At 62.6% G+C, this 26617-nt stretch carries 25 protein-coding genes; 14 read left to right on the forward strand and 11 right to left on the reverse strand.

The genetic code is table 11. The annotated features are described in order from the left end of the window. The 4 genes from KBT70_RS17690 to KBT70_RS17705 form a co-directional block, all read right to left on the reverse strand. Window positions 1-323 (reverse strand): PQQ-dependent sugar dehydrogenase (locus KBT70_RS17690; protein ID WP_296637309.1); only part of this gene is annotated, 323 nt, incomplete at its 3' end. A gap of 32 nt (window positions 324-355) precedes the next feature. Then, window positions 356-2284, reverse strand: a complete 1929-nt coding sequence (gene dxs, locus KBT70_RS17695) for a 1-deoxy-D-xylulose-5-phosphate synthase (protein ID WP_296637366.1) — start codon at window positions 2282-2284, stop codon at window positions 356-358. Between the two features lie 32 nt (window positions 2285-2316). Further along, window positions 2317-3180 carry a polyprenyl synthetase family protein gene (locus KBT70_RS17700; protein ID WP_296637311.1) on the reverse strand — a complete coding sequence of 288 codons (864 nt, stop codon included), beginning with the start codon at window positions 3178-3180 and terminating at the stop codon, window positions 2317-2319. 5 nt (window positions 3181-3185) lie between these two features. After that, window positions 3186-3428: an exodeoxyribonuclease VII small subunit gene (locus KBT70_RS17705; RefSeq protein ID WP_296637313.1), complete on the reverse strand. Its 243-nt coding sequence runs from the start codon at window positions 3426-3428 to the stop codon at window positions 3186-3188. Window positions 3429-3530: 102 nt separating this feature from the next. Between KBT70_RS17705 and KBT70_RS17710 the strand changes: the two genes are divergently transcribed. Then, window positions 3531-4487: a phosphotransferase gene (locus KBT70_RS17710; RefSeq protein WP_296637315.1), complete on the forward strand. Its 957-nt coding sequence runs from the start codon at window positions 3531-3533 to the stop codon at window positions 4485-4487. A 6-nt stretch (window positions 4488-4493) separates the two neighbouring features. Here KBT70_RS17710 and KBT70_RS17715 read toward each other — a convergent pair whose 3' ends face one another. Genes KBT70_RS17715 through KBT70_RS17725 form a run of 3 tightly spaced genes read right to left on the reverse strand, consistent with a single transcriptional unit; the run spans window position 4494 to window position 6186 of the window. Next, window positions 4494-5099, reverse strand: coding sequence for a pyridoxamine 5'-phosphate oxidase family protein (locus KBT70_RS17715; RefSeq protein ID WP_296637317.1), 606 nt, complete (start codon window positions 5097-5099; stop codon window positions 4494-4496). A 15-nt stretch (window positions 5100-5114) separates the two neighbouring features. Then, window positions 5115-5588, reverse strand: a complete 474-nt coding sequence (locus KBT70_RS17720) for a nuclear transport factor 2 family protein (RefSeq protein ID WP_296637318.1) — start codon at window positions 5586-5588, stop codon at window positions 5115-5117. Between the two features lie 52 nt (window positions 5589-5640). Next, window positions 5641-6186 (reverse strand): peroxidase-related enzyme, encoded by a 546-nt coding sequence (locus KBT70_RS17725; protein ID WP_296637321.1) that lies wholly within the window; start codon window positions 6184-6186, stop codon window positions 5641-5643. A 125-nt stretch (window positions 6187-6311) separates the two neighbouring features. On the opposite strand from KBT70_RS17725, the gene KBT70_RS17730 reads away from it, so the two are divergent. Then, window positions 6312-7223: a LysR substrate-binding domain-containing protein gene (locus KBT70_RS17730; RefSeq protein ID WP_296637323.1), complete on the forward strand. Its 912-nt coding sequence runs from the start codon at window positions 6312-6314 to the stop codon at window positions 7221-7223. A gap of 13 nt (window positions 7224-7236) precedes the next feature. On the opposite strand, the gene KBT70_RS17735 is transcribed toward KBT70_RS17730, so the two are convergent. Further along, the gene (locus KBT70_RS17735; RefSeq protein ID WP_296637326.1) at window positions 7237-10149 is read right to left on the reverse strand and encodes a calcium-binding protein; all 2913 of its coding nucleotides are present in this window, start codon (window positions 10147-10149) and stop codon (window positions 7237-7239) included. 539 nt (window positions 10150-10688) lie between these two features. Here KBT70_RS17735 and KBT70_RS17740 point away from each other — a divergent pair. From KBT70_RS17740 to KBT70_RS17770, 7 genes are all read left to right on the forward strand, one after another. Continuing rightward, complete coding sequence (locus tag KBT70_RS17740) at window positions 10689-11366, forward strand: class I SAM-dependent methyltransferase (protein ID WP_296637329.1); 678 nt, start codon at window positions 10689-10691, stop codon at window positions 11364-11366. Window positions 11367-11413: 47 nt separating this feature from the next. After that, the gene (locus KBT70_RS17745) at window positions 11414-13363 is read left to right on the forward strand and encodes an acyltransferase family protein (protein ID WP_296637331.1); all 1950 of its coding nucleotides are present in this window, start codon (window positions 11414-11416) and stop codon (window positions 13361-13363) included. 102 nt (window positions 13364-13465) lie between these two features. Next, a complete protein-coding gene (locus KBT70_RS17750) occupies window positions 13466-14446 on the forward strand; it encodes a sulfotransferase domain-containing protein (RefSeq protein ID WP_296637333.1) in 981 nt (326 codons plus the stop codon). Then, on the forward strand, window positions 14447-15598 hold the full coding sequence (locus tag KBT70_RS17755) for an ELM1/GtrOC1 family putative glycosyltransferase (protein WP_296637337.1): 1152 nt from the start codon (window positions 14447-14449) through the stop codon (window positions 15596-15598). It abuts the gene before it with no gap. A gap of 1 nt (window position 15599) precedes the next feature. After that, entirely contained in the window at window positions 15600-16598 is a 999-nt protein-coding gene (locus tag KBT70_RS17760; RefSeq protein ID WP_296637340.1) for a diacylglycerol kinase family protein, read from the forward strand. A gap of 73 nt (window positions 16599-16671) precedes the next feature. Beyond that, window positions 16672-17619 carry a hypothetical protein gene (locus KBT70_RS17765; RefSeq protein ID WP_296637343.1) on the forward strand — a complete coding sequence of 316 codons (948 nt, stop codon included), beginning with the start codon at window positions 16672-16674 and terminating at the stop codon, window positions 17617-17619. Between the two features lie 190 nt (window positions 17620-17809). Continuing rightward, a complete protein-coding gene (locus KBT70_RS17770) occupies window positions 17810-18760 on the forward strand; it encodes a hypothetical protein (RefSeq protein WP_296637346.1) in 951 nt (316 codons plus the stop codon). Window positions 18761-18772: 12 nt separating this feature from the next. Here KBT70_RS17770 and KBT70_RS17775 read toward each other — a convergent pair whose 3' ends face one another. Next, window positions 18773-19870, reverse strand: a complete 1098-nt coding sequence (locus KBT70_RS17775; protein WP_296637347.1) for an ELM1/GtrOC1 family putative glycosyltransferase — start codon at window positions 19868-19870, stop codon at window positions 18773-18775. Window positions 19871-20007: 137 nt separating this feature from the next. Here KBT70_RS17775 and KBT70_RS17780 point away from each other — a divergent pair, with 137 nt between their 5' ends. Further along, complete coding sequence (locus KBT70_RS17780; RefSeq protein WP_296637349.1) at window positions 20008-20937, forward strand: sulfotransferase domain-containing protein; 930 nt, start codon at window positions 20008-20010, stop codon at window positions 20935-20937. An 80-nt stretch (window positions 20938-21017) separates the two neighbouring features. Here the strand turns inward: KBT70_RS17780 and KBT70_RS17785 are convergent, their stop codons facing one another. Together KBT70_RS17785 and KBT70_RS17790 are read right to left on the reverse strand one after the other, a co-directional pair. Further along, window positions 21018-21821 (reverse strand): nucleotidyltransferase family protein, encoded by an 804-nt coding sequence (locus tag KBT70_RS17785; protein WP_296637351.1) that lies wholly within the window; start codon window positions 21819-21821, stop codon window positions 21018-21020. 45 nt (window positions 21822-21866) lie between these two features. Beyond that, on the reverse strand, window positions 21867-23018 hold the full coding sequence (locus tag KBT70_RS17790) for an N-acetyltransferase (protein ID WP_296637353.1): 1152 nt from the start codon (window positions 23016-23018) through the stop codon (window positions 21867-21869). 163 nt (window positions 23019-23181) lie between these two features. Between KBT70_RS17790 and KBT70_RS17795 the strand changes: the two genes are divergently transcribed. The 4 genes from KBT70_RS17795 to KBT70_RS17810 form a co-directional block, all read left to right on the forward strand. Then, complete coding sequence (locus KBT70_RS17795) at window positions 23182-24150, forward strand: lauroyl acyltransferase (protein ID WP_296637355.1); 969 nt, start codon at window positions 23182-23184, stop codon at window positions 24148-24150. Window positions 24151-24176: 26 nt separating this feature from the next. Next, the gene (locus tag KBT70_RS17800) at window positions 24177-24824 is read left to right on the forward strand and encodes a sterol desaturase family protein (RefSeq protein WP_296637358.1); all 648 of its coding nucleotides are present in this window, start codon (window positions 24177-24179) and stop codon (window positions 24822-24824) included. Window positions 24825-24868: 44 nt separating this feature from the next. Further along, window positions 24869-25822: a lysophospholipid acyltransferase family protein gene (locus KBT70_RS17805; RefSeq protein WP_296637361.1), complete on the forward strand. Its 954-nt coding sequence runs from the start codon at window positions 24869-24871 to the stop codon at window positions 25820-25822. Continuing rightward, a partial coding sequence (locus tag KBT70_RS17810; protein WP_296637364.1) for an ELM1/GtrOC1 family putative glycosyltransferase occupies window positions 25815-26617 on the forward strand: 803 nt, incomplete at its 3' end. The genes KBT70_RS17805 and KBT70_RS17810, both read left to right, overlap by 8 nt.

Consider the following 26617-nt stretch of genomic DNA (forward strand, 5'->3'; position numbering starts at 1 on the left):
TGTTGCGGCTTGGAATAGGTAAAATATAGCTGACGGCTCTGCGCGAAATCGCGGGGAATGAGAACGTCGAGCAAGCCACCCTGCCCGCGTGTCGCGACATCCGGCAGGCCGCCCAATTCCCGGCGCTGGCCGTTTTCGATATGGATGACGCGCCCCGCCTTTTCAGTGATGAGCAGACCACCATCCGGCAAGAATCCAATCGCCCAAGGGTCGTTTAGCCGGTCAACCATTTTCTCGACCGTCAGTTTGCCCGCGCTGCTGTCAAGGGCAAAGGCCGGGCTCATGGCGAGGCAAGCGGCGAGGATAAGGGGGATAAGGCGCATGGCTGTCTCCTTTTCCCATCCAGATAGGGATGTCAGGCGCGTTTTCCAGCCAGTTGCGCGATGCCCAGCACATCGAGCACCCGCGCCTCGATATCGGCGGCGTTAAGACGGGCCACGGCATACATATCCTCGGCGCTGGCCTGATCTATGAACGTGTCGGGCAGCACCATGGAGCGGAATTTGAAGCCGCGATCGAATACCTGAGCTTCGGCCAAGAAGTGACTGACATGGCTTGCAAATCCGCCAATCGCACCTTCTTCGATTGTGATCATTGCCTCGTGGTTCTGCACGAGGTCGAGGATCAGTTTCTCATCCAGCGGCTTGGCAAAGCGGGCATCGGCGATGGTCGGCGTGATCCCGCGCGCGCGCAAGGATTCCGAGGCCTTGAGCACCTCAGCAAGGCGGGTGCCAAAGGACAGGATGGCGACGCGCGCGCCCTCTTGGATGATCCGGCCCTTGCCGATTTCGAGCGGTTCGCCGCGCTCGGGCATGGTGACGCCCATCCCGTCGCCGCGCGGATAGCGAAAGGCAATCGGCCCCTCGTCATGGGCGGCGGCGGTGGCGACCATATGGACCAGTTCCGCCTCATCGGCGGCAGCCATGACCACCATGCCCGGCAGATTGGCGAGAAAGGCCGTATCAAAGGCACCGGCATGGGTGGCGCCATCGGCCCCCACCAGCCCCGCGCGGTCGATGGCGAAGCGCACCGGCAGGCGCTGGATCGCCACATCATGCACCACCTGATCGTAACCGCGTTGCAGGAAGGTGGAATAGAGCGCGCAAAACGGTTTGAGCCCCCCGGCCGCGAGCCCCGCGGAAAAGGTTACGGCATGCTGTTCCGCGATGCCCACATCAAAGAGCCGCGAGGGATACCGCTCGGCAAAGAGGTTGAGGCCGGTGCCATCGGGCATGGCGGCGGTCACGGCGCAAATCTTGTCATCCTGTGCGGCATGGGCCAGCAGCGCCTTGGCAAAAACGCTCGTATAGCTCGGGGCATTGGAGGGCGATTTGCGTTGTTCGCCGGTCAGCACGTCGAATTTGGCGGTGGCATGGCCCCCATCGCGGGCGCGCTCGGCGGGGCCATAGCCCTTGCCCTTCTTGGTCAGCACATGAATGAGGATCGGCCCATCGGCGCGCGCCTTGACGGTGCGCAGCACGGGGAGCAGTTGGTGCAGGTCGTGGCCGTCGATCGGCCCAAGGTAGCTGAACCCCAGTTCCTCAAAGAGCGTGCCGCCGACGGCCAACCCTTTGAGCATGTCCTTGGCGCGGCGCGCGCCCTCTTGAAAGGGTGGCGGCAGCAGGGAAATCGCCCCCTTGGCGGCGGCCTTGAAATCCTGAAACGGGGCACCGGCATAAAGGCGTGAGAGATAGGACGAGAGCGCCCCAACGGGCGGCGCGATGGACATTTCATTGTCGTTGAGAATGACAATCAGGCGCTTCTTGAGGTGCCCTGCGTTATTCATCGCCTCAAAGGCCATGCCCGCCGACATTGCCCCGTCGCCAATCACCGCGATGGCATCGCCTAGACCCGAGGGGCAGTTGCCGCCCAAATCCCGCGCAACGGCAAAGCCAAGCGCCGCGCTGATCGAGGTCGAGCTATGGGCCGCGCCGAAGGGATCGTAGGGGGATTCCGAGCGCTTGGTAAAGCCCGACAGCCCATCCTTTTGCCGCAGGGTGCGGATGCGGTCACGGCGGCCCGTCAGAATCTTGTGCGGATAGCATTGGTGCGACACATCCCAGATGATCTTGTCGCGGGGCGCGTCAAAGACCGCGTGAAGGGCGACGGTGAGTTCCACCACGCCCAGACCCGCGCCCAGATGGCCGCCGGTTTCCGACACCGCCGAGATGGTTTCGGCGCGCAGTTCCTGCGCCAGTTGCGTCAATTGAGCATCGGAAAACCGTTTGAGATCGGCGGGGCTTGCGACCTGATCGAGCAGCGGTGTTTGCGGGCGGTCGGACATCATGCCCCTCCGTGGGGAAATTTCAGCAATTTTCAGCTCTGGCGCGAGATAACGAAGCGGGCAAGGTCGCGCAAGGCATCCGCACGCACGCCATAGCAAGATAGCGCGTCGCAGGCCTCGTCAACAAGGCTTGTCGCGCGGGCACGCGCCCCCTCAAGCCCTAGAAGCGAGACAAAAGTGGCCTTGCCTGCGGCGGCATCCTTGCCCACGGCCTTGCCCGCAGATGCGGCATCGCCGGTCACGTCGATCACATCGTCCTGAATCTGAAAGGCGAGGCCAAGCGCGCGGGCGTAGGTGCTGAGCGGCTGAGTGTCGGCACGGGCCATTTGCGCGCCAGCGGTGGCGGACCAGAGAATGAGCGCGCCTGTCTTGCCTGCTTGCAGGGTGGTGATTTCGTCCAAGGTGAGGGGCGCTGTCGCGGTCTCGGCGGCGATGTCGAGCGCTTGGCCCAGCACCATCCCCTGCCCGCCAGCGGCGCGTGCAAGGCTGAGTCCAAGGTCGGCGCGCACATCAGCCGGGCCACAATCGGGATGCGCCACCAATTCAAACGCCAGCGATTGCAGCGCGTCACCCACAAGGATCGCGGTCGCCTCGTCCCATTTGACATGCACGGTGGGCTGGCCCCGGCGCAGATCGTCATCATCCATGGCGGGCAGATCGTCATGCACGAGGGAATAGGCATGCAGCGCCTCGATCGCCGTCGCAGGCCAGAGGGCTGCGGCCTCGGGCACATCGTGCAACCGCGCGCTTTCCCTCACCAAAAACCCCCGGATGCGTTTACCGCCTTGCGTGGCATAGCGCATGCCCTCGGCCACGGGGCCGGTGCCAAAGGGGGCCAGAACGCGGATCAGATGCGACTGAATGGCCTCGGCCTCGGCGGCAAGTCGGGCCTGCATCTGGGTCAGAGACCTGTCACCGGCGTGGTGCCGGTGGGCTGACCATCGGCATCGAGGGTGATGGCGGCGACCTTTTCCTCGGCCTCTTTCAGCTTTTCCTCGCAGCGTTTCTTGAGCTTGGCACCGCGCTCATAAAGCGTGATCGATTCCTCGAGCGCCACATCGCCCCGTTCCAGCCGCCCCACGACCTGCTCCAGCTCTTTCATCGCCTGTTCAAAGCTCATCTCGGAGGGGGGCGTGGCGGTCATCGGCTGGTCCTCGTGCTTGGCAATTCATCGACTAGCATAGGGTGCTCTGGCGGGGGGTGCAATTCGGTTGACGCTGCTGTGCGGCTGAGGGACAGTCGGCCCATGTCAGAGCCTGCCGATCCTCTGCCCGACCTTGACGCGCTGGCCCAACTGGACGCGCGCCTGCGGGCACTGGTGACGCGGCATCCTGAGGTGGCGGGGCTCGATCTCTCCGAGGTGCTGCGGATCGTGCCGGGCAAACGCGCGGTTCTGGCGGGGCGTCTGGACGGGCGCGCGGTGGTGGCGCGGCTGGTCGAAGAACGCTGCGCCCAGGCGCTGGCCAAGGAATGGGCCGAGTTGCAGCGCATCTGGCCGCATATGCGGGATGGGCCCTACCGTGTGGCGGAACCTATCGCCTATCTGCCCGATGCCGGGCTATTGGTCATGGAACGCGCGCCGGGTGATCCGCTTTTGGAGCATCTCTGGCATGCGGATGTGGCCACCCGCGCGCAGCATCTGCGCCCCGCCGCCGCTTGGTTGCGGCATTATGTGGAGGTGAGCGAGGTCTGGCACCCCGGCAATGCCAAGGGTTGGCTTGCACGGGCCGCGCGGGCCTCTGCCACGCAGCCGTTTGGGCGGTTGCGCCGGATCGAGAGCGGAATTCTCGCGCATCTGACCGAGATGGCCGCCGCGCTCGACGGGGCCGAATGGCGCGAGGCGATCAGCCATGGCGATTTTCACCCCAACAACCTCATTCTGGGGGAAGACCGGATGACCGGCATTGATACCGGCGGCTCTGGCAGGATGCCGGTCTGTAAGGATATCGCCCGGTTTCTGGTGCATATGGGGCGGCGCGCCATGATCCCGTCGGGGCGGCGCTATCTGGGGGTGGATGCCGAGGGGATCGAGGTCTTTGCCGAAGTGTTCGCGCTGACCGAGGTTGAGCGCCATCTGTGGTTGCCGTTTTTCATCGGGATCGAAGCCCTGATCCGGGTTGAAACCCGCGCGCTCAAACCCAGCAGGATCAAACGCGCGGAAGAGATGTATGGCCTCTTGCTGGCGGATCTTGCCGCGCTCTGAGCACGCTCAATCAGCGTCGAGCAATGCCGCCTCTAGCTGCGCGATGCGCGCGTGGAGCGGGGCTGTGACAGCCTCCATCTCCTCCACAGTGACGCGCGGGGTGATATGCTGCGGGCAGTTCCAGTCAAAGCCTTCGACGGTGATCAGGAACCCGCGTTCGATCCGGGCGCGGTACTCGGGCATTTCGAGCCGCGCCAGCAGCGCCTCATCCTCGAGCCCCACAGCCCGCGCGCGGCCAAACAATTTGAGCCGCCGACGGTTGGGATAGTCCATGAAGAACAGCGACACACGGTTATCGGTGCTGAGGTTTCCAAGGCTGATATACTGGCGATTGCCGCGAAAATCGGCAAAACCAAGGGTGCGGTCGTCCAGCACGCGCATGAACCCCACCGGCCCGCCGCGATGCTGGATATAGGGCCAGCCGGTTTCCGTGACCGTGGCCATGTAGACAGAGTCGCGCGCGGCGATGAAATCGGCCTCGATCTGGGACAGGTGCAGGTTGACCGGCTCTTCGGCCGCCTGCATCCGGGCATAGGCGGCGCGGCTGCCAAGGTCTTCTTGCAGTTTCGTCACCGTGGGGGTGAAGGCGATCTCGGCGAAATGATGGGGCATGGCATCCTCTTGCGGTTACAGGTCAAGGTCGGACAGGCCGGGGTGATCGGCGGGGCGCGGCCCTTGCGGCCAGTGGAATTTGCGCTCTGCCTCTGTGATCGGCTGGTCATTGATGCTGGCAAATCGCAGGCGCATGAGGCCTGCGGCATCGAATTCCCAATTCTCGTTGCCGTGGCTGCGATACCAGTTGCCGGCATCATCGCGCCATTCATAGGCAAAGCGCACGGCGATGCGGTTCTCGGCAAAGGCCCAGAGTTCCTTGATCAGGCGATAGTCAAGTTCCCGCGCCCATTTGCGGGTAAGGAACGCGGTGATCTCGTCGCGGCCCACAGGAAATTCGGCGCGGTTACGCCAGCGGCTGTCGGGGGTATAGGCCAGCGCCACGCGGGCGGGGTCGCGGCTGTTCCAGCCATCCTCGGCCATGCGCACCTTTTGGGTGGCGGTGTCATGGGTAAAGGGCGGCAGCGGGGGGCGGGTTTCCTGGGTCATGGTGGCACCTCTGTTGGGGCATGGCGCGGGGACGCGCCATGCGCTTGGGGGCTTAGGCCGCTGCGATCAGCGTGACCTTGGGAAAGTCGATCTCGACCTGCGTGGCCTTGCCCAAGATATTGGTAAAGATGTTCATGGCCACATGGGTAATGATTTCGACGATTTCGGCGTCGGAATGACCGGCGGCGCGCAAGGCGGAGAATTCGGCCTGACTGACCTGACCGGAATGCTCGACCAGCGCGCGGGCAAAGCTCAGCGCCGCCTCGGCCTTGGCATCGGCAGAGCGACCGGCGCGATTGGCGAGGATTTCGTCACTGTCCAGCCCCACCTTGCGGCCAATCGCGGTATGGGCGGAGACACAATACTGACAGCCGTTCTGTTCGGCGACGGCCAGAGCGATGCGTTCGCGCGTCAGCGGGTCAAGTGCCCCTGCCCCGGCAATGCCATGCAGCCCCAGAAAGGCCTGAAGCGCCGCAGGGCTATTGGCGAGGACGCGGATGAAATTCGGCACCATGCCAAGCGCCGATTGCACGGCGTCAAGCAGCGCCTTGGCCTCGCCTGTGGCGGTTTGCGGGTCGATAACGGGAATTCGGGCCATGAGTGTTGTCCTTGTTCTGAGGGTGCGCGGCCCCTTTGCCGCGCTTGTGCAGAATGTGGGGCAGAATGGTATTTGAAAGAATATCCGAAATGTGGAATGGTTTATTCCGATTAGAGGAATAATCCATGAACCGGATGCACGAAATCGAGGTCTTCATCGCCGTGGCGGACGCGGGCAGTTTCGCGGCGGCGGCGCGGTGTCTGCATCTGTCGCCGCCCGCGGTGACACGGGCGATTGCTGCGCTTGAGGATCGGCTGGGTGCGCGGGTGTTCCAGCGCACCACGCGCAATGTCACCATCACCGATATCGGCGCGCGCTTTCTAGAGGTCGCGCGGCGGGTTCTGAGCGATCTTGAGGCCGCCGAGCGCGAGGCCATGGGCGAGACGACGGTGCCGCAGGGGCATCTGACGCTGACCGCCTCTGTCACCTTTGGCCGCTCGGCGCTGGCCCCGGTGGTGGGGACATTTCTGGCCACGTATCCGCGCGTCTCGGTGTCGGTGCTGCTGCTCGACCGGGTGGTCAATCTGGTCGAGGAAGGCGTGGATCTGGCCGTGCGCATCGGGGATTTGCCCGAGTCGCGGCTCATTGCCAAGCGATTGGGCACGGTGCACCGAATTCTGGTGGCAAGCCCCGCCTATCTGGCGGCGCATGGCACGCCGCGTGCGCCTGCGGACCTGCGCAGCCATCAGGTGATTGCCTTTACCGGGCTCATGCCCAATCGCGAGTGGCGGCATCAGAACGGGCCGCGCACCGCCAGTGTGGCCCTTGCCCCACGGCTCGAGATCAACGATGCGGTGGCGGCGATTGACGCCGCGATCCTCGGTCAGGGGATCACCACGGCGCTCTCATACATGGTGGCGGGCCATCTTCGGGCGGGTCGTTTGGTGCCGGTGCTGCAAGAGTTCACCTTGCCGCCGCAGCCTGTGCATCTGGTCTATCCAGAGGCGCGGCTGATGGCGCCCAAACTGCGCGCCTTTGTCGATTTCGCGGCCCCGCGGCTCAAATCTGCGCTCGAGGATCTGGCGCAACGGGATTGAGCGGCGCAGGCGATTACAGGAAGGCAAAATCGTCCAAGGTCAGTTGCGCCGCCGTGATGCCCTCAACAAGGATGATGTTACCGCCCACGCTCATCTGCGCGCCTGCCGCTGTGTCTAGGATGTTCATGGCATCGAGGAACCCGGCCAGACCATTGCCGCCGTTGGTGATATTTTCGGCCCCAGAGTCGGGATCGAACCGGCGGATGAAAAAGCTGTCGAACCCGTCTTCGAAATCCGTGATCACATCGACATCGCCCGAGAAGAAGGACGAGAACACGAATTGATATGCTCCGGCACCCCCGTTCAAGCGGTCGCTTCCGGCACCGCCATTGATGGTGTCGTTCCCCTCACCGCCACTGATCACGTCATTGCGCCCACCCCCTGCGAGGAAATCATTGCCGTCGTCGCCTAGGATGTTGTCATCGCCCTCGCCGCCGCCCACCCGGTCGTCACCCGCGCCTGCGTTGATCGTGTCTTGACCCGCGCCGCCGCCGATGTCGTCTGCGCCGTCATTGCCAAAGATCAGGTCATTGCCAAAGCTGCCCGACATGCTGTCATTGCCCGCGCCGCCCGAGAGTGTGTCATCGTCGGCACCCCCCGCAACCACGTCATTGCCAGTGCCGCCCGCGATGCTGTCCCTGCCAAAGCCGCCGCCGATGGTGTCGTCGCCATCGCCGCCGTCGATGGTGTCATTGCCCAGACCGCCGCCGATATTGTCATGGCCAAGGTCGCCCAATACGAAATCATTGCCGTCCGAGGCAGAAATCCGGTCATTTCCCGCGCGCCCGTCAAGGCTGTCGTCGCCCAGACCACCCGCAATCACATCGTCGCCGGCCCCGCCGATGAGGGTATCGTTCTCGTCGGTGCCCACCATGGTTTCGCCTGCGTCCCCGGCTGTCACGAAGTCACCCAAAAAGCCAAGCAACTGCGTGCGCACTTCGGACACGGACACGGTCTGATCCGCGAATTCCATCCATTCCACGTCTGTCAGGTCATCAACCCCGAGCGCAGAGGAGACGCGCAGCCCGTCATCTGTCAGGCTGAACTCCACTGAGTCGCGCGTGACCGTGTCGAACACCGCCACGTCATCGCCGATGTCGCCCAGCATGAGGTCATCGCCCAAGCCAGCAATCAGCCGATCATCGCCTGCGCCCCCTACGAGCGTGTCATCGCCCTGCCCGCCGTTCAGGATAAAGCGAGGGCCGGGAACATGGGTATGGTGATCCTCTTCGCCCGGTATATCCCCCAGGCTGAGCGGGTCATCGCCGACGGTCACGGTCACAACCCGGCGCGCTTCGCCGGGGGCTGCGGCGACACCTTCGGCCACGGATTCGACGCGCATGTAGATCAGGGACCATGCCTGCATCGTCAGCAGGAACGCATCCAGCTCTGCCGCAGAAATGAGGTCAACGAGTTCGGTTTCAAGCACGACCTGTGCCGCCTCTTCATCCTGTCCCCCGGCCCCACCATCCCAAAGCTCGCTCCAGGATACGCGGTAAAAATTGGCGGATGGATCACGCACGGCGCTGAAATCGAGCGTCATTTCATTCTCGGCACCGCTGAGTTCCGCGATGATGAAGAGCGCTTCGGGTCCGTTTTCAAACCCGTGAATTGATACGTTGCCTGCTTCCAGAAAATCCAGCATCGGGGTCATGCCGACAGCCTGATGCAGCAGGGAATAGGATTCGCCCGCAATCGTCAGATGCCCCCGACAGGTGCAGACCAGCGTCACCGAGCGGCTGTTGTTGAAGAGCGACGGCCAGTAATGCGCGGTGGTCACGTCATGCGTGACCATCTCGTAGAACATGGCCACATCGAGGATTGCGTGTTGCAGCCCGCGGTTGTTGGCCTCGTTCACGTCGCCGGTGCGGCTGACATTCCATTCGGTGATGTAATAGTCGAGTTCCGGCAGGGCTGGATTGCGGTCGCCCAAGTTAGCACGCCAGAATTCGAGTTGGCTGAAACCGAACTGCTCCTGCGTGTCGACGGCCCCCAGACCGCCATCGAGATAGTAATGTTCGCTGACGGCATCGAGCGCATTTGCGGCGTCGGACACGTCGATTGCGAAAATACCGCCATTGGCCGTTTGCACCAGCATCGACTCTTGCGCAAAGGCCGAGACGATTGCGGTATTCTGGGTCCGGGCATTGCCCTGCGAGGGCACGGTCACTTGGGTCAGTTGCGCGAGGGGCGGCACGCCTGCGTCGCCGATCTGACGCGGTTCATAGACAAACCGTGTCAGCGGATCGACATAAAGGAGGCCATCCCCATTCGGGGAATAAACTCCAGCCGAACTGAGCGTCTGAACCACGATATCGGGTTGATTGGCGCGGGCGATACCCAAATCCAAGAGCGTCGCTTCGACGGTTTGGGTCACGGCAGCCGCGAGATGGCCGTATTCGTGCGCGGTCATCCGGCCCGAACCCCAGAATTCATTGCCGACTTCAAAGGCGTCGATCTGCACCCCTGCTGCGGCGGCGTCCTGCACCGCGACGGTCACGAAATCGACCACATCCTGAAGATAGCTGGCCGACACAAGCCGGTCGCCATAACTGCCCGAGAGCAGCGCCTCACCAGCGGATTGGTTAAAGCCCACAGCCGTGGGAAGAACGAGGGTCGTGCTGGTGCCGAGGGTGGCGGCGAAATCGAGAAAGTCGGAAAATGCGATCAGATCAAGTTCGCCGCCATTCTCGAACGACCCCACCGTGCGCTCGTGGCTGCCGCCCGCGATGTCGGAAATGTCGAAATGGCTCTCGGTGATGGAACCGCCGGGAAACCGCAGAGTGGTTATATTGGCCTCGGTGAACCGGTCGATCACCTTGTCTCGCAAGGAGATATCCGTCGTGATTGTAAGATTGGTGCCGAACATCTCGGGCGTGACGGTCGTGCCCGTGTTTTCATCCGTCTGATCAACAACGCGTATCATTCAATCATCCCTTACGGTGAGAAACAAAGGACCAAATCACAATATACAACTCTTAGTTTATGACGTCTCGCTAAGTAACCTATCCAGAGGGGGTAGGTTCTTTAAATGACTTGCAAAATTCGCGCCAAACTCGGGATCAAATGGTCCAATAAGGGAGATTTTATGTCGCTCTTTTTTGGTCCAGCGCTGGATAATTTCCGGCGCAACCGTGGCCATATTGTCCCGGCAATCTCTTGAGGGGCATCGCTGGTTCAATTCGGAATACCAATGACCGCAGGTTTCGGCCTCCAAGCGGAGGATTTTTCTGAGTTTTTCAAAACACGCCACGTATCCAAGGCTAAAAGATGAATTTTCGATCAATAATTTGGGGCTTAATCGTCAGAGGCAAGGCAAACCGGCGATTTTATCGACAGAATGTGCGGCCCCTCGCCATATTTGACACGACCGCGACAATTTTAATGTCGAAACGCCGCTGCTTAGGGATTAAGAGGGCGTCAAAATCTCGACAGAACACTCCTTGGCAAGAACGGACAGACAGCATGACCTCTTACGGACGCGGCAATCCCAGCCCCGAATATCTCGACATGGTGGCCATGTATGAGCGGCTGCATGAAGAGGGCGAAGCGGCGGCGGGCAAATCCGGCACGCAGACCTTTCCCGGCAAGATGCTGATCCGGCATGCGCCCGGCATCAAGGAGATGATCGACCGAACCGGCGCCGCCGACATTCTGGATTACGGCGCGGGCAAGGCTGTTGGATATGACCTGCGCGATGTGGCGCTGACCAAAGAGCTAACGGTGCCCAGCATTCAGGACTATTGGGGCGTGACCGATATCCGCTTCTATGATCCCGGCCACGAGCCGTTCAAAGAGTTGCCGGACCGGCAATATGACGGGGTGATCTGCACCGATGTTCTGGAACATATCACCACGCCCGACGTGCCATGGATCGTGGACGAGATGTTTGGCTATGCGCGCAAGTTTCTCTATGCAAACATCGCCTGCTATCCGGCGGTCAAGGTGCTGCCCAATGGGCAGAACGTGCATTGCACTGTGAAATCACCTGAATGGTGGGCAGGTCTCTTTCATGGCATCGCCATGCGGCATACGGATGTCTCTTACCGGCTGATCACCTCGACCGCGACAGGGCGCAAGAAAAAGTTCGGCTTCGCCAAGAACCGCAAGAAAGAATACCAGACAGTCGAGCGGATGGCCTGACCCGCGCCCGCGATTGCAGAGCCTGACGTGTCCCGAGTGATGACCCTATGAAATACCGCCCCGAAATCGACGGTCTGCGCGCCGTGGCGATCCTGCCTGTGGTGCTCTATCACGCGGGGGTGTCATGGTTCCCCGGCGGGTTTGTCGGCGTGGATGTGTTCTTTGTCATCTCGGGCTATCTGATCACCTCGATCATTCTGGGCGAGCGCGCGGCGGGCAGCTTTACGCTTGCTGGCTTTTATGGCCGCCGCATCCGGCGTATTTTTCCAGCGCTTTTCGTGATGATGGGGGTCAGCTATCCTATCGCCTGGGCGCTGCTTGATCCCTCGGCGATGGCCGAGTTTTCCGGCAGCATCGCCGCCTCGACCGTGTTTTTCGCGAATGTCTATTTCCTTGAGGTGAGCGGCTATTTCGCGACGGCGGCAGAGTTCAAGCCGCTCTTGCACAATTGGAGCCTGTCGGTCGAAGAACAGTTCTACCTGATCTTTCCAATGGCGGTGTTGCTGACATGGCGCGCGGGGGCGAAATGGCAGGTCCGCATTTTCATGGCTGTGGCCCTCATCAGCCTTGCGCTTGCGCAATGGCAGATCGAGCGGGGCAATGGCGCGCGCGCGTTCTTTCTGCTCTACGCCCGGCTGTGGGAGCTGATGGTGGGCGTTCTCTTGGCCTATTGGCTGGCCACACCGCAGGGGGAAGCCCTGCGCGAAAGCGGTCGCTGGCGGCATGGCGCGCTCTTGGGGCTGGCGCTCATTCTCGGGGCGGTGTTCAGCTTTGATACCGAGACCGCATTTCCAGGGCTGGCGGCGCTCTTGCCTTGCGTTGGTGCCGCGCTGGTGATCGCCTGTGCCACGGGGCAGAGCCTGTCGGGCCGATTGCTCGGCTGGCGTCCGGTGGTCTTTGTCGGGCTGGTCAGCTATTCGCTCTATCTCTGGCATGTGCCCGCGCTGGTCTTTACCCGCATCGGAACGGGGCGCGATGACCTATGGCTCATGTTGGCCGCCTGCGCGCTCGCCTTTGCCCTTGCCTGCCTGAGTTGGCGCTATGTCGAGCGGCCGTTTCGGCGGATGCATACGCTGCCGCCGCTCCGGCTCTTTGGCACGGCGGCGGTTTGCATGGCGGTGCTGGGGGGGCTTGGCCTCTTGGGGCAGGAAACCGACGGGTTTCGCGCGCATTACCTTGCCCACAGGCTCGATTCCGTGACGCGCGCCAATTACGAGCGGTTCAGCCCGACCGCCACCCGGTCGCGCGTGGCCGATGACGGATGCCGGTTTCGCGCGGAAAGTCTGGATGACGCCTTCGCCGCGCGGCTCAAGGACTGCGCCGCGCAGCATGGGCCGGGAATTTTCATTCTGGGGGATTCCCATGGTGAGAATGTCTATAGCGCCCTGCGCCGCACCGATCGTTTCCCCTTCCTTGTGGGTCTGACGCGGGGGGGCTGCCGGCCCTATCAACACAAGGCCAAATGCTCTTATGAGGCGGCCATCCCGTTCCTTGAAGCGCATCACGACGCCATTGCGACCGTGGTCTTTCATGTCTCGGGCTCTCACTACATCCTCGATCACCGCAACGAGGGTGACAGTGACGCGGCCTTTGAGCCGGGCACCGAGGCACGGATTGCCGAAGAGAATATCGCCCTCACCTCTGCCTATCTGGCGCGGTTGCCTTCTGATCTCGATGTTCTCTGGCTTGGTCCCTTTGCCGAGGCGCGGGTGGACCTGAACAATCCCGGCAACTACAGCCCCGAGCGGCTGCGCTTTAACCCGGTGTCGCTCGCGCATTTTGAGGTGCTCGAGGAGCGGCTCCAGACCGAGGCCGAGGGTCAGAGCGCCTATCGCTATCTCTCGCTGCTCGACGCGCTCGATTTTGACCACGACACGCTGGTGCAGGGCGATTGCCTGACCTTTTGGGACGTGGATCACTTCAGCCCCTGCGGCGAGCAGATCTTTGGCCCGACCATCGCGGATCTGGTTCTGAGCAACGCTCCGCTCACACAGTGACGCTTTTGATATGGCAAATCGGACGTAGAATGAGTAAGCGACCCCCGAAACCGGTCACAATGCGACCGCCCCGCGTGACACCGGCAGAAAAGGCCCAAGCCCATGCGTGACACCCTCCGCCTGCTGCGCGCCTCCTTTCCCGAGGCCAGCAAGGTCGTCTGGCGCAAGGCCAGCCGACGCCTGCTCAAGCTCAAGATGGATATGAAAGGCGCGGATCAGGAAACGCGCATCCGCGCCGAGCGCCAGATGCGCGGGCGCGAGCAATTCGCGAGCCTGCAACGCGCCGATGCTGTGGTCGTGTCCTTTGGCAAGAGCGGGCGCACATGGCTGCGGGTGATGATCTCGCGGCTTTATCAGCAGGTCTATGACCTGCCCGAGGATATCCTCATCGGCTTTGACAATTTTCACAACATGGACCGCCGCGCGCCGCGTCTGTTCTTTACCCATGACAATTACATCGGCGACTACACCGGCCATACCGACAGCAAGGCGGATTTCTACGCCAAGAAGGTGCTCTTGATGATGCGTGACCCGCGCGATGTGGCGGTGTCGCAATTCTTTCAATGGCGCTATCGGATGCCTTCGGAAAAGAAGTTGCTCAACGAATATCCGGCCCATGGCGACGACACGCCGATTTATGATTTCGTGCTGCACGAGGGCGGCGGCCTGCCCAAGATCATCGACTTCATGAATCTCTGGGCGCGGGAAATGGACAAGATGCGCGCGCTCTGCCTCATCCGCTATGAGGACATGCGCGCCAATCCCCATGCGGTGCTGACCGAAGTGGCGCGGTTTCTGGAAATTCCCGCCGATGCATCGGCCATTCAAGAGGCGGTGGACTACGCCTCGTTCGAGAACATGAAGAAGAAAGAGGCCGACAGCAGCTTTCGCCTCAGCGGTGCGCGGGTCGCCCCCGGCGACAAGAGCAACCCCGACAGCTACAAGACCCGACGCGCCAAGGTGGGCGGCTATCGCGATTATTTCGACGACGCGCAAGTGGCCGTGATCGACGCGCTGGTCGCGGAACGGCTTGATCCCGTCTATCGCTACGGCACATCCCCCAAACCGGATAGCGCGGGCTAAATGCACCACCCTGACGCAATGCCCCGCATCTGGCGGGTTCTGGGCGACAAGCGCGGCGACAATGCTCAGGTCGAGATCGTGGCCGAGGCGTTGGCGCAGGAACGCGGCTGGGTGTCGGAACTGCGGCATCTCGAAATGCTGCCGCAATTCGTGGTGGGCAAGCCGCGCGTGGGCCCGACGCTCTATCACATCGACCAAAGCCTGAGCGATCCGATCGAGCCGCCTTGGCCGGACCTGATCCTGACGCGCGGCCGTCGCCCGGCCAATGTGGCGCTCTGGATCAAGAAGCAATCGGGCGGGCGCACGCGGATTGTTCTGGTGGGCAAGCCTGCGGGCTGGTTCTCGCATCAGATGGCGCAGTTCGACCTGATCGTGACCAGCGCCGAAACCCTGCCTGCGCCCTTTGACAATGTGATGCAGATCGACCTGCCCTTGATGAAGATCAGCCCCGAGCGGCTGGAGGCGGGGCGCAAGGCGTGGCAGGCGCGGCTGGGGGCCCTGCCCCGGCCTCTGGTGGTGTTTCTCATCGGGGGGCCAACCAGCCCCTTTGTCTATAACACCGAGATGGAGGCGCAGTTGCGCGCGCGCATGGCGCGGGTGCTGGCGACAGGCGGCACGCCCTATATCGTTGGCTCGCGCCGCACGCCCAAGGGGTTTCTGGACCGCGTGACCGCTGGTCTGCCCGAGGGGGTGCAGCGCTTTGACTGGACCCAGCCCGACGATCAAAACCCCTATACCGGCCTTTTGGCCCTCGCCGACCGCTTTGTTGTGACCGGCGACAGCATTTCGATGCTGGTCGAGGTGGCGCGTCTGGGCAAGGCGCTGGAAATCCTGCCCCTGCCCTTTGGCCCCTTGGGCAAGCTTGACGATGCACGCAGACGGGCAGCGGCGTGGATGTTTCAGGCCCGCCGCAACACCGGACTGGCCGAGCGTCTGCGTCTTACGCTCGCGCGTGGTCTCTATCACATGCGGATGTTGCAACAGACGCGGCATTTCCCCCGGTTTCACCAAATCCTGATCGATCGCGGTCTGGCCACTTGGATGGGCGAGAGCCAGGATGCCAGAATGGGCGACCGCCCTGCCCTGTCGGCTACGGATTCCGATGTGGCGCGCATCCTTGCGCGGATTGATCCGCTCTTGTCGGGGCGCTGACATGGGCAAGGCTGGCGGCGCGACCCGGATTTGCATGATCAGCAATCCAACCAGCGGCAACAACCGCAAATGGCAGGCGCGCATCGAGGCGCGGCTGGCGGCCTATCCGCAGGTCGCGCATCACGTCACCCGGTCGCCGCATGAGGCCGAAGAACTGGTGCCGCAACTGGCCGCCTCTTGCCCCGATGTGGTGGTGATCAATGGCGGCGACGGCACGATTGCCGCCGCATTGGGCATGATCCTGCGCCATTGGCCGCAGGACAAGCTGCCGCTCATCGTGCTCTTGCCCGGTGGCACCGCCAATATGACGGCGGGGGATATTGGCCTTGCGTCGTCGCACCGTCGGGCGCTCAAGCGGTTTTTCCGCTGGCTGGATCGCGGTGCGCCGCTGACGGGGGATATTCGCGCGCGGCATATCATGCGGGTCACGGGGGCTGCGGATGGCCATATCCGCCACGGGATGTTTCTGGGCACAGGGGCGATCATGCAGGCCACCCGCTTTGCCCACAAGACCGTGCATTCGCGCGGGCTGGGCGGCGAGCTGAGCCTTGGCATGGTGCTGATCCGCTCGGTCTGGGGATTGGTCCGCCAAGACCCGCGCTTTTACCAGCCCACCCATGTGGCGATGACGGTGCAGAATGGGGCGGGCGCGGAGATCACGCGCGACAAGGCCCCGATGCTGATCCTTGTGGCCAGCACGCTGGGGCGGCTATTCCTTGGCATCCGGCCCTTTTGGGCCAAGGACGAGGCCCCCATTGGCCTGACCGCGATCCGGGGCGGCGCGCGGCGCTTTGCCCGCGCCTTTCCCTCGGTGCTGCGTGGGCATCCCAACCGGCATGTGACGGTCGAAAACGGCTATGAGAGCTTTCGTGGTGCGCGGATCGAATTGCGCTTTGACGGCGAGTTGAACCTTGATGGCGAGTTGTTCGCGACGTCTGGGGGTGACGTGCCACTGGTGATCGAGGCCGAAGGGCCGATCCGCTTCCTGCGCGCGAAATAGCGCAGGCTGTTGGCGCGGGCGTCAAGCGCGTATAGAACCACGGGCACGACCCGATGCAAGGCAGCAGATATCCATGACCGGCGCGCAGTATCCCACCCCGGACGGCCCGACGCGAGACGGCTCGGCGGCGCTCCGGGCGTTGATGGACGCGCTCACCGCGCGCTTTGGCGATGGGTTGCAGGCGGTGATCCTCTATGGATCGTGCCTGCGCAGCACCAACCTGCTGGATGGGCTGGTGGATTTCTACGTGCTGGTCGAGAGCACGCCCAAGGCCGAACCCCGCCTCTGGCTGCGACTGGGCGGGCGCATCTTGCCGCCCAATGTCTATTACCTCGAGGCCCCCTTGGGCGCGGATACCGTGCGCTGCAAATACGCCGTTCTCAGCCTGCGGCAGTTCGAGCGCGGCACCGGACCCGGTTGGTTTCAATCCTATCTCTGGGGGCGCTTTGCGCAACCGGTCAAACCCGTCTGGTGCCAATCAAAGGACGTGGAACAACGCCTGCACGCGGCGTTTTTCCGGGCGGGCGAAACGCTCTTGCGCCGCGCCCTGCCCGCCTTGCCGCCCGAGGGGTCGCTAGAGGCGCTCTGGCAAGGGGCGCTGGCGCTGAGCTATGCCACGGAACTGCGCGCCGAAAAGCAGGGCCGCGCGGCGGAACTGGCAGGCCATGGGCGCGCGTTCTATGCGGCGATGACGCGAGAACTCTTGCCGCGCATGGGCGATGTTCTGCGCCTTGAAACGCACGCCGATGGCAGCCCGACCTATCACAGCACGGTTGCGCCCCGCGCGCGGCGCTTGGCCCCCGCGCTCTGGGCGCTGCGCCGGGTGCAGGGCAAGGCGCTGTCGGTGGCGCGGCTCATCAAGGGATTGTTCACCTTTGAGGGCGGATTGGATTATCTTGCGTGGAAGCTCTCGCGCCATTCGGGTCAAGTGGTGGAAATCCCTGACAAGGTGCGCCGCCGCCCGCTCCTCCATATCTGGGGATTCATGCGACAGCTCTACCGGCGCGGTGTGTTCCGCTAACGCGGCCCCAAGTTGGGCGAGAACCCGCGTATCGCGATCAGGTTCAGTTACAAACGTGTAAGATTGGGGCTATTCTCTGATTCAGATCAATACACGACAGTTTTTATTGTGTTTCTGGACATGGCGTCTCTGCAAATTCTGCTGTATAGAGCCGCTCAGAACAAAAAACCGAGGTTGCGGATCACTCATCATGAAACACGCTGTATTCATCCAGACGAACCACAAGCAGATTGTCGGCGCCATCGTCGCGGAACACGCGCTGCGTCGCTACTCCACCAACAATGACAAATTCGAGGTGCATATCGTCAACAGCCGCGATTACCCCTTCTTCCTTGCCCGTGAAGGTCAGGAATACATGCGCGACGGCGTCAAGCGGGTCTGGCTGAACGAGGATTTGCAATCCTTTACCCCCACGCGCTTTATGCCCCCGGAACTGATGGGCTATGAAGGCCGTGCCGTGGTCATCGACCCCGATGTGTTCGCCTGCGCCGATATCTGGGAATTGCTGAATCGCGACATGAAGGGCAAAGCGGTCATGGCGCGCATGCGCTCTGGCACCAAGGGCCTGATCGACAAGGCCTATGCCAGCTCTGTGATGCTGCTCGATTGCGCAAAGCTCAAGCATTGGAAGGTCGAGGAACAGTTCAACGCCATGTTCGACGGCGATCACGACTATTCCCGCTGGATCGGCCTGCGCAACGAGAACCCCGAAACGCTCGAATTCATTGAGAACGAGTGGAACGATTTCGACAAGTTCACGACCGACACCAAGATGCTGCACACCACCCGCCGCAAGACCCAGCCGTGGAAAACCGGCCTGCCGGTGGATTGGCGCCCGGCCGAGCGTTTCCGCCTGTTCCCGCCAGCCGCATGGGTGCTGCGTCTGCGCCGCAAGATATTTGGCGAGTATGGTCTCATGGGCAACTACAAGGTGCATCCCGACAAGAACCAGGAGAATTTCTTTTGGGGTCTGGTCAAGGAATGTGTCGAGCAAGGCAAGCTGACCGAAGAATTCCTGCGTCAGGAGATGAAGGACAACCACGTGCGCCACGACGCGCTGGAGGTCATCGCGCGCGTGCCGAGCCTGCCGCCTGCCCCGGCGCATCCGCTGAGCAGCGGCAATCTGGCCAAGGCCGCCTGAGCGCCTAGACGTTCAAAACAGCGCGCGGATACGCTCCGCTGCAATCTGCGCTCCGACTGATGGGTCGGGGCGCATTTTCTTTGCCCAAGTCTCACCTTCGGCAATCAACTGAGGTGCCTCAGGCAACCAGCGCGCATGGCCTGCCTGCACCAGCGCCTGCTGAATGCGCGACACGTCCCGCCGCATGCGGCGCGGGGCAAAGCGCATCGCAAGCGCGTGGCTGAGCGGTTTGGGGCGGAAATTATGCGGATGTGATCCCCACGCCCCCGGCGCATCGCCCGGATCAAAGATATAGAGCGGCCGCCCGAGGCTGGAGGCTTCGGCCAGCATCGACATGCTCTCGCCGGTGACGACAAAACGATCCGCAAGGCCCAGATAGGCGGCGTAGGGATTGGGCGTGGCGGGGTCGCGGTCATGCCACCAATAGCACTGGGCCGGCACGTCGAGCGCGGCGCTGACCGCCTCGGCCACGGCGCGCGGGGTGCGGGGGCTGCCGCTGATCAAGGCCGTGCCGCCGGTCTGGTGCAAGAGGCGGTTCACCCCTTGCGCCAAAAGCTGCCCCTTTTGGGGTGTAAAGACAAAGGGGCCACTGTCCCCACCAATCAGAATGGTCGTATAGGGGCGCGGCAGATGCGCGAGCGCCGGGGCCGCCTCTTGCGCCGCGTGATCCACACCGGCGCGGGTGAATTGATGCAAGGGCAGCGGATTGATCAGCACGGTCGGACCGGGGGTCAGGAAATATTGCGGCGTGCTGACGATGAGATCGTAGCTCTCCACAGGGGCCCACGGGCGACCCAGATGCACCAGCTTGGTGCGCCCGCCCGACTGCTGCTTGATCCAACGCGCCACAGGCTCGTTGCGGCGGCCTGCGCTGATCACGAGATCAGGCCAAGGCGGGCTGAGCGGGCTGGAGGCCTGCCGGTCGATGCCAAGAAGCGTGACCCGCAACATCAGATGCGGCAAGAGTTCCCAGCCGCGCGCAAGAATGGTTTTCCGCTCCATCGGCCAGCCAAGCGCATCGGCCAAGGCCAACACCTGCGTGTTGTCCCCCGCCTTGCGGCCCAAGAGGCACCAGACCCTTGGTTCTTGCGATGGGGTGCGACGTTGCAAACACCTCTCCCTTGCTGCTCTGCTCAGGCGCGGAATCATGCCCGATGCCTTCCGGGACAAAATTACCGATACAAAGACCGAGCGATACCCTCTATGAGAACCGCACGAAACCCCGATCCCTGACCAGAATGACGACCATGACCAATTTATCCTACCGCGAGATTCGGGACGTCGCCTCGCGTCACCTCATCCTCTCTGCCCTGTTCTTTCTGCCCAAGGGCAAGAAGATCGCCCTCGAGCGCCGTCTGCGCGGCCAACAGGAAAACGCCAAGCTGCAAGAGGCGGATTGGGCGCTGGTATCTTGGGGCAAGAGCGGGCGCACGTGGTTTCGGGTCATGCTGTCGCGGTTCTATCAACTGCATTACGGGCTTGAGACCGAATACATGCTGGAGTTCGACAATTTCCACGCGCTGAACCCGGCCGCGCCCAAAGTGCTCTTTAGCCACAACAATTACATCCGCGACCATTTTGGCCATGGCGACGATCTGGCCCAGTATCGCGGCAAGAAACTGGTGCTTCTGGTGCGCGATCCGCGCGATGTGGCGGTGTCGCAATATTTCCAGTGGCGCTATCGCATGCGCCCGCGCAAGAAAGATCTGAACGCCTACCCCGCCCATGGCAGCGACGTGGCGATCTATGATTTCGTGCGCAACCCCGACTGCGGCATCCCGCGCATTGTCGCGGCCTTTAACGCTTGGGCGCGGTCTCTGCCAAGCTTGGGCGATGATGTGCTGGTGGTGCGCTATGAGGATTTGCGCCGCGATCCGGCCGAGGTGTTGCGGCAAGTTGTGACCTTTACCGGCGTTGACCCTGATCCCGTGCATATCGAGGCGGCCAAGGACTATGCGGCCTATGAGAACATGAAAAAGCGCGAGGCGACGAATGAGGGCATGCGCGGCAGCGGCCAGCGGGTCAAGCCGGGGGATGAGAGCAACCCGGACTCGTTCAAGGTGCGGCGCGGCAAGGTGGGCGGCTATCGCGACTATTTCACCCCCGAAGAGGTGACGGTGGTCGATGCGATGGTCGAGGGCGCACTTGATCCGGTGTTTGGGTATAACGAGGCGTGAGCAACTGCTTGATGTGGGCGTTGTCGTGTTTTCCCGCGCGGCTCATCCACTAAGCCAAGCGAGGCAGCCCTAGACATAAATCACCCCTCGGCCCCACCGCGCCCCTCTGCGCTATATTGCTGCACCAGCACGTAATCCGACACCGAATCCACATCGACCGAGGCATGGGCAAAGGGCAGGATCACCACGCCGATGCGCACGCCCACCCGCCGCGACAGGCGCGCAAGCGCGCGGTCCAGCGTGAGCCAGCCCATGCGGTAGCTGAGCAGCGACCAGAGCCCCAACAGACGGATCACCACCAGCGGCTTTTTGCGATCCTTCTCGACCTGCCGCCAGAAATCCGCCACCCGGCGCCCATCTTCGGTGAGAAAGGCAAAGAGGTTGCAGCCGCAATAGCCGCCATCGCGAAACCGCAGCACGGTCTTTTTCAGCTCAGGATAGGTCACACGCACCAGATCATAGGGGGCCAGACCAATCACCACGTCACAACCGCTTTCGGCGGCCCCCCGGCAGAAATGATCGACGATCTCGCCGGTCAAGAGCGGATGGTCAGCGGTGGTGATCAGCACCGGTTGCGTTGCGGGAAAGCGGCGGAGCATCTGATGCGCGCTGGTGCTGGGGGATGGGCCAGAGGCCACCCAATCCACCTCGCCCCGTGCCACCAGACCTGCCAGCCCTGCATCACTCTGGACACAGGCCTCGGTCGGGCCGCTCAGATGGATCGTGCCAATCGACTGCGCAGAGCGCAGCGCATCGATCACACGGCGGATCATCGGCGTGCCACCAATGTCGAGCAACGCCTTGCAGGCCACGCCGGTCTCATCACGCAGGGCGTCACGGCTGTCCCGTTCGCCCGCAAGGATTACGGAAGCAAAGTCTGTCACGGTCTCACTTTCTCAGTGCCTTGGGTCGGGTCGGTTGCGGTCGCTCTACAGAGGTTTCTGATAGACGCGATAGCGCTTGTAGATCGTGCTGCCGATGGCCTCGATGATATGTCGCATGCCATGATTATCCTCGAGTATCCAGCCCATCTCGACCGAAGTGACGTTTCGTTGCTGCATCGCCTTGCGCACCGCGTCGATCACCAGAAAGGCCAGCGTCGGGCCAAGACGTGAATTCTGGTATTCCTTGCGCACGCCCATCAGCGCCACCCGCGCGCTGGTCGGCCCCCGCACCTTGAGCCGCCACAGAAGCTTGGCCCAGCCAAAGGGCAAAAGACGCCCACGCAGATCGCCAATCAACTCGTTGAGATTGGGAAAGGCGGTGATGAAGGCCACCGGACGCCCCTCGATTTCGGCGAACTGGATGTAATCGTCCGAGAGCAGGAACGACAAAACCTTGGCGGTCTCTGCGAATTCCTCGCGGGTAAAGGGCACAAACCCCCAATTATCCGACCAGGCATCGTTGAAGATGTCGCGCATCGCCTCGTAGTCCGCCGCCTTGCCCTTGCTGTTGAGGGGGCGAATGGTCACGGTGCGGCTGGCGCGTTGCGCCAGTTTGGTCATCACCTCGGGGGCCACGAAATCGGGGCGCACCTTGTAGGTCAAGAGGTCCTTGATCGTGGCAAAGCCCCGCGTTTCGATCTGCCTTTGGTAATAGGGCCGCGCATGGCCCATCATGACAAAAGGCGGATCGTCGAAATTCTCGACCAAGAGGCCAAGGTCTTCGTTGATCGAGAGATTGTAGGGGCCGCGCAGATGGGCCGCCCCCTTGCCGCGCAACCAGTCCTCGGCCGCGCCAAACAGGGCATCGAACACGGCCCGGTCGTCAATCGCCTCGAGCATCCCGAAATAGCCGATCTTGCCGCCCTCTTCAGCCTCGGGCTGAAGCGTATCAAGCTGCGCCGTGATCCGCCCCACCGGCACGCCGTCGCGGTAGGCCACCCAGCGGGCAACTGCGCAATGGGCGAAAAGCGGCGCATTCTCGAACACACGCTGTTTCTGTTCAAAGAGAAGCGGCGCAACCCAGGCCGGATCATCGGCATAGATCCGCTCGGGCAGGTGCAGGAAATCCCGGATACTCGGGCCATCATTGGCCTCGACCAGCCTTATCCCGGCGCCCTCAGGCTGTGTTGGCGACATCTTGGGCCTTTCTTGCGATGAGAGGGGCAGCGCGGCGCGCGGCCCTGCGTGGCACGCATGCCAGAGTGGCGGAACCAACCATGGAAACTGCTTGCAATTCCGGCACCTTGCCTCAATTAACAACCTAAGTATCCACACTGAACCAGAAGAAGTCGAGTCCTCCTTGGCCAAATTCATTCTCGCCAATGCCCATCGCGACAAGCTGTTCAACAACCGCGCCGCGCGTGCCGTGCTGTGGTTCATCGACTATGGTGTCATAGCCTCGGTCATGGGGCTTTTCCGTTTGTTGCCCGTGACATGGGCCTCTGCCCTCGGGGCGCGTCTGGGGCGGATGTTCGGCCGTATCTTTACCCGGCGCAATCAGCACGTGCGCGCCAATCTCACGGTTTCGCTGCCCGACAAAACGCCGGCCGAGATTGACGCGCTGGCGGGCGAGGTCTGGGCGAATGCCGGCGCGGTGCTGGGCGAGTATCCAAATCTGGCCAAACTCTGCAATCCCAAGCGTGACACGTTGGAAATCGAGGTTCTTGAGCAAATTCCCGCCTATTCCGACCCCAGCAAACCGGCGGTTTTCGTTTCGGCGCATCTTGCCAACTGGGAGATGATGGCCTGCGCCATTGCACGTCTGGGCGTGCGCCCCTGCGCCATGTATGCGCCGCTGACAAACCCCTGGCTCGATCGCACGATGCTGCATTACCGGGGCATGCTGGGGGCCGAGTTGGTGTCGCGCAGCGAGGGGCTGCGCGCCTTTGTCGATGCGCTGAAATCAGGCCGCTCGCCCATTATGTTGACCGACCGGCGCGTCGAGGGCGGCAAGCCGATTCCGTTCTTTGACGAGGACAAGGATTCCTCGCTCCTCCCTGCGCGTCTTGCGCTGCGGTTTGGCGTGCCGCTGGTGCCCGTGCAGGCCGAACGCCTGCCCGGCGCGCGCTTTCGCATCCGCTTTCATCCCCCCCTTGTTCCCAGTGATCCCACGATGGACCGCGACAATCAGACAGTTGACCTTGCACGCCAGATCAACGAAAAGTTCGAGCAATGGATAACGGCAAAGCCCGGTGATTGGCTTTGCACGAGCAAAATCTGGCCGTCTTCTATTCTTCGGGCAAAAACCGACATATATGAAGACGCGTAAGTCGGCGCAGATCAGGAGTGCCTAAAATGACAAGTCATCAACCCAGTCGCACGCATCGTGTCGACGAGTCGGTTCGGCTGTTCGAGAATCCGCTTCTTGAGAAGCTGAGCCATGTGCACCCCATTGTTCCCTTGCTGGTCTGGGGGCCGGTTGCGATCTGGTTGATCGCGCGCGCAGCGACGGTGCATGGCATCGGCTGGGGCGGGATGGCGGTGATCGGGGTGGCCGGTCTCTTTACTTGGACGCTGGCCGAATACCTGCTGCATCGCTACCTCTTTCACTTTGAGCCCAAGACCGACATGGGTCGGCGGTTCATCTATCTCTTTCACGGCGTGCATCACGACACGCCGCAGGACAAGACGCGCCTCTTGATGCCGCCCGCGGGCGCGCTGCCGATCATCGCCGTGCTCTACCTCATGTTCTACATCATCCTGCCCTACCCTTGGGCCGAGCCGTTCACCGGCTTCTTCATCATCGGCTATCTGGTCTATGACTATATCCACTATGCCACGCATCATTTCCCGATGCGGCACCCGGCGCTGAAGTTCCTCAAGCATTACCACATGCGGCACCATTTCTCGGATGATGCCGGGCGCTATGGGGTCAGCTCGCCGCTCTGGGATATGATCTTTCGCACCTATCCGACCAAGCCGGAGCGGTCCGAGCGGTCCTAGGCGCGGGCCCTATCCGCGTCGCCAGTCCGGGATCGGATATCGCCATGGCTAAATTCTTCCTCACGCCCAAGGGGCTGATCGCGCGGTTTCCGTGGGTTCAGACCCCGGCTTGGATGATTGAGGCGGGCGTTTTCTATCTCTTGCTTGGGTTTGCGCGACTGCTGCCCTTTTCGGTGGTCGCGGCGATCTTTGCGCGCGGCTTGGGCTGGCTGGGCTATCGCAACGCTCAGAAACGCCGCACCGTGGGCCGCAACCTGTCGCATGTGTTGCCCAAGGCCAGCGAAGCCGAGCGTGACGCTGTCATGCGCGACATCTTCCGCGCGACCGGGCTTGCCGCCGCAGAACTCTTTCTGCTGGAACGCCTCTGGCAAAGACGCGCGCGGCATCTGGAATTTTCCGTCCACCCCGAGGCCGAAGCGATCATCGCGCGCAAGGAGGCCGTGGTCTTTGCCACCGCTCATGTCAGCGCTTGGCAACTCTGCAACCTGATCGGGCGCGAGCGGGAGCTGACGATTTCCGTGATCTACTCGCCCGAGCCGAACCCCTGGCTGCACCGCTTCTTTCTCTCGCTGCGCCGCGCCTTTGGCGGTCCCTTGGTGCCAAGCGCAGGCGGTGCGCGCGAACTCTTGCATGAATTGGCATCGGGCCGCTCGGTTGGCGCGGCCTTTGACACCCGCATCGACCAAGGCGAGATGGTTCCCTTTTTCGGAACACCCACGCCTACCAGCACCCTGCCGGCGATGCTGGCCCTGCGCGGCTATCCGCTCTTGCCCATTCGGGCCGTGCGCCTGCCCAATTCCCGCTTTCGGATCGAGGTGCTGGCCCCCCTGCCCCCCGCTGATCCCGAGTTGCCGCGCAAAGAGCGCATTATCGACATGACCCATCGCCTCAACCTGATTTTCGAGGGTTGGATACGCGAATATCCCGGCGAATGGATCTGCATGAAACGTCGCTGGGCCAAGACCCGCGCTCCGGTCGCACAGGCCCCCGATGCCTGAACCGGACGGGATGCCGCGCGTCTGGGTGTTGGATGCCTACCGCTCGGGCGAGAAAACGCAGGTGCGCGCGCTGGCGCAGGCGCTAGGCTGGCCCTATGAAATCAAGAGCCTGAGCTATCGCAAAACCGAAATCCGCACGACGCTCTTTCGTGGGCGCGATTTGCGCGGGGTGGACCTCTCCGGCTCCGATCCGTTGACGGCCCCTTGGCCTGATCTGGTGATTTCCATGGGGATGCGCAACGAGCCTGTGGCGCGCTGGATCAGGGATCAATCGGGCGGGCGCACGCGGCTGGTGTTTCTGGGGCGGCTCTGGGCGGACCCTACGCATTTCGATCTGGTCATCACGACGCCGCAATACCGCGTGCCTGACCGGCCCAATGTGCTGCGCAACGCCCTGCCCCTGCATCCGCTTACGTTCGAGCGGCTGGAGGTGGCGCGCGCGCATTGGGCGCCCAAATTGGCCCATTTGCCCCGGCCCTATCTCACGCTGAATATCGGGGGGCCTAGCGGTCCTTATGCCTTTGGCGCGCGGGCCTCTGCGCGGCTCTTGCGCGATACGTTGGCGCTGGCGCAGGCGCGGGGCGGATCGCTGCTTGTCAGTTCCAGCGCACGCACCCCGCCCGAGGCCATCGCCGCCTTTGCCGCGCAGACGGACGTGCCGATGCAACTCTATCGCTTTCGGCCCAATGATCCGGAGAACCCCTATCTGGGGTTTCTCGCGGTGGCGGATGAGATCATCGTGACCGCCGACAGTATTTCGATGCTGTCCGAGGCCTATGCCACCGGCAAGCCGGT

Source organism: Roseovarius sp., from assembly GCF_018066915.1.
GTDB lineage: Bacteria > Pseudomonadota > Alphaproteobacteria > Rhodobacterales > Rhodobacteraceae > Roseovarius.

Coding starts and splice junctions, on each gene's coding strand:
- KBT70_RS17780 (WP_296637349.1), top strand. CDS start 20,008: ATGACCAATTTATCCTACCGCGAGATTCGGGACGTCGCCTCGCGTCAC.
- KBT70_RS17800 (WP_296637358.1), top strand. CDS start 24,177: ATGACAAGTCATCAACCCAGTCGCACGCATCGTGTCGACGAGTCGGTT.
- KBT70_RS17770 (WP_296637346.1), top strand. CDS start 17,810: ATGAAACACGCTGTATTCATCCAGACGAACCACAAGCAGATTGTCGGC.
- KBT70_RS17720 (WP_296637318.1), bottom strand. CDS start 5,588: ATGACCCAGGAAACCCGCCCCCCGCTGCCGCCCTTTACCCATGACACC.
- KBT70_RS17730 (WP_296637323.1), top strand. CDS start 6,312: ATGAACCGGATGCACGAAATCGAGGTCTTCATCGCCGTGGCGGACGCG.
- KBT70_RS17805 (WP_296637361.1), top strand. CDS start 24,869: ATGGCTAAATTCTTCCTCACGCCCAAGGGGCTGATCGCGCGGTTTCCG.
- KBT70_RS17750 (WP_296637333.1), top strand. CDS start 13,466: ATGCGTGACACCCTCCGCCTGCTGCGCGCCTCCTTTCCCGAGGCCAGC.
- KBT70_RS17760 (WP_296637340.1), top strand. CDS start 15,600: ATGGGCAAGGCTGGCGGCGCGACCCGGATTTGCATGATCAGCAATCCA.
- KBT70_RS17700 (WP_296637311.1), bottom strand. CDS start 3,180: ATGCAGGCCCGACTTGCCGCCGAGGCCGAGGCCATTCAGTCGCATCTG.
- KBT70_RS17790 (WP_296637353.1), bottom strand. CDS start 23,018: ATGTCGCCAACACAGCCTGAGGGCGCCGGGATAAGGCTGGTCGAGGCC.
- KBT70_RS17705 (WP_296637313.1), bottom strand. CDS start 3,428: ATGACCGCCACGCCCCCCTCCGAGATGAGCTTTGAACAGGCGATGAAA.
- KBT70_RS17725 (WP_296637321.1), bottom strand. CDS start 6,186: ATGGCCCGAATTCCCGTTATCGACCCGCAAACCGCCACAGGCGAGGCC.
- KBT70_RS17715 (WP_296637317.1), bottom strand. CDS start 5,099: ATGCCCCATCATTTCGCCGAGATCGCCTTCACCCCCACGGTGACGAAA.
- KBT70_RS17740 (WP_296637329.1), top strand. CDS start 10,689: ATGACCTCTTACGGACGCGGCAATCCCAGCCCCGAATATCTCGACATG.
- KBT70_RS17710 (WP_296637315.1), top strand. CDS start 3,531: ATGTCAGAGCCTGCCGATCCTCTGCCCGACCTTGACGCGCTGGCCCAA.
- KBT70_RS17765 (WP_296637343.1), top strand. CDS start 16,672: ATGACCGGCGCGCAGTATCCCACCCCGGACGGCCCGACGCGAGACGGC.
- KBT70_RS17745 (WP_296637331.1), top strand. CDS start 11,414: ATGAAATACCGCCCCGAAATCGACGGTCTGCGCGCCGTGGCGATCCTG.
- KBT70_RS17735 (WP_296637326.1), bottom strand. CDS start 10,149: ATGATACGCGTTGTTGATCAGACGGATGAAAACACGGGCACGACCGTC.
- KBT70_RS17755 (WP_296637337.1), top strand. CDS start 14,447: ATGCACCACCCTGACGCAATGCCCCGCATCTGGCGGGTTCTGGGCGAC.
- dxs (WP_296637366.1), bottom strand. CDS start 2,284: ATGTCCGACCGCCCGCAAACACCGCTGCTCGATCAGGTCGCAAGCCCC.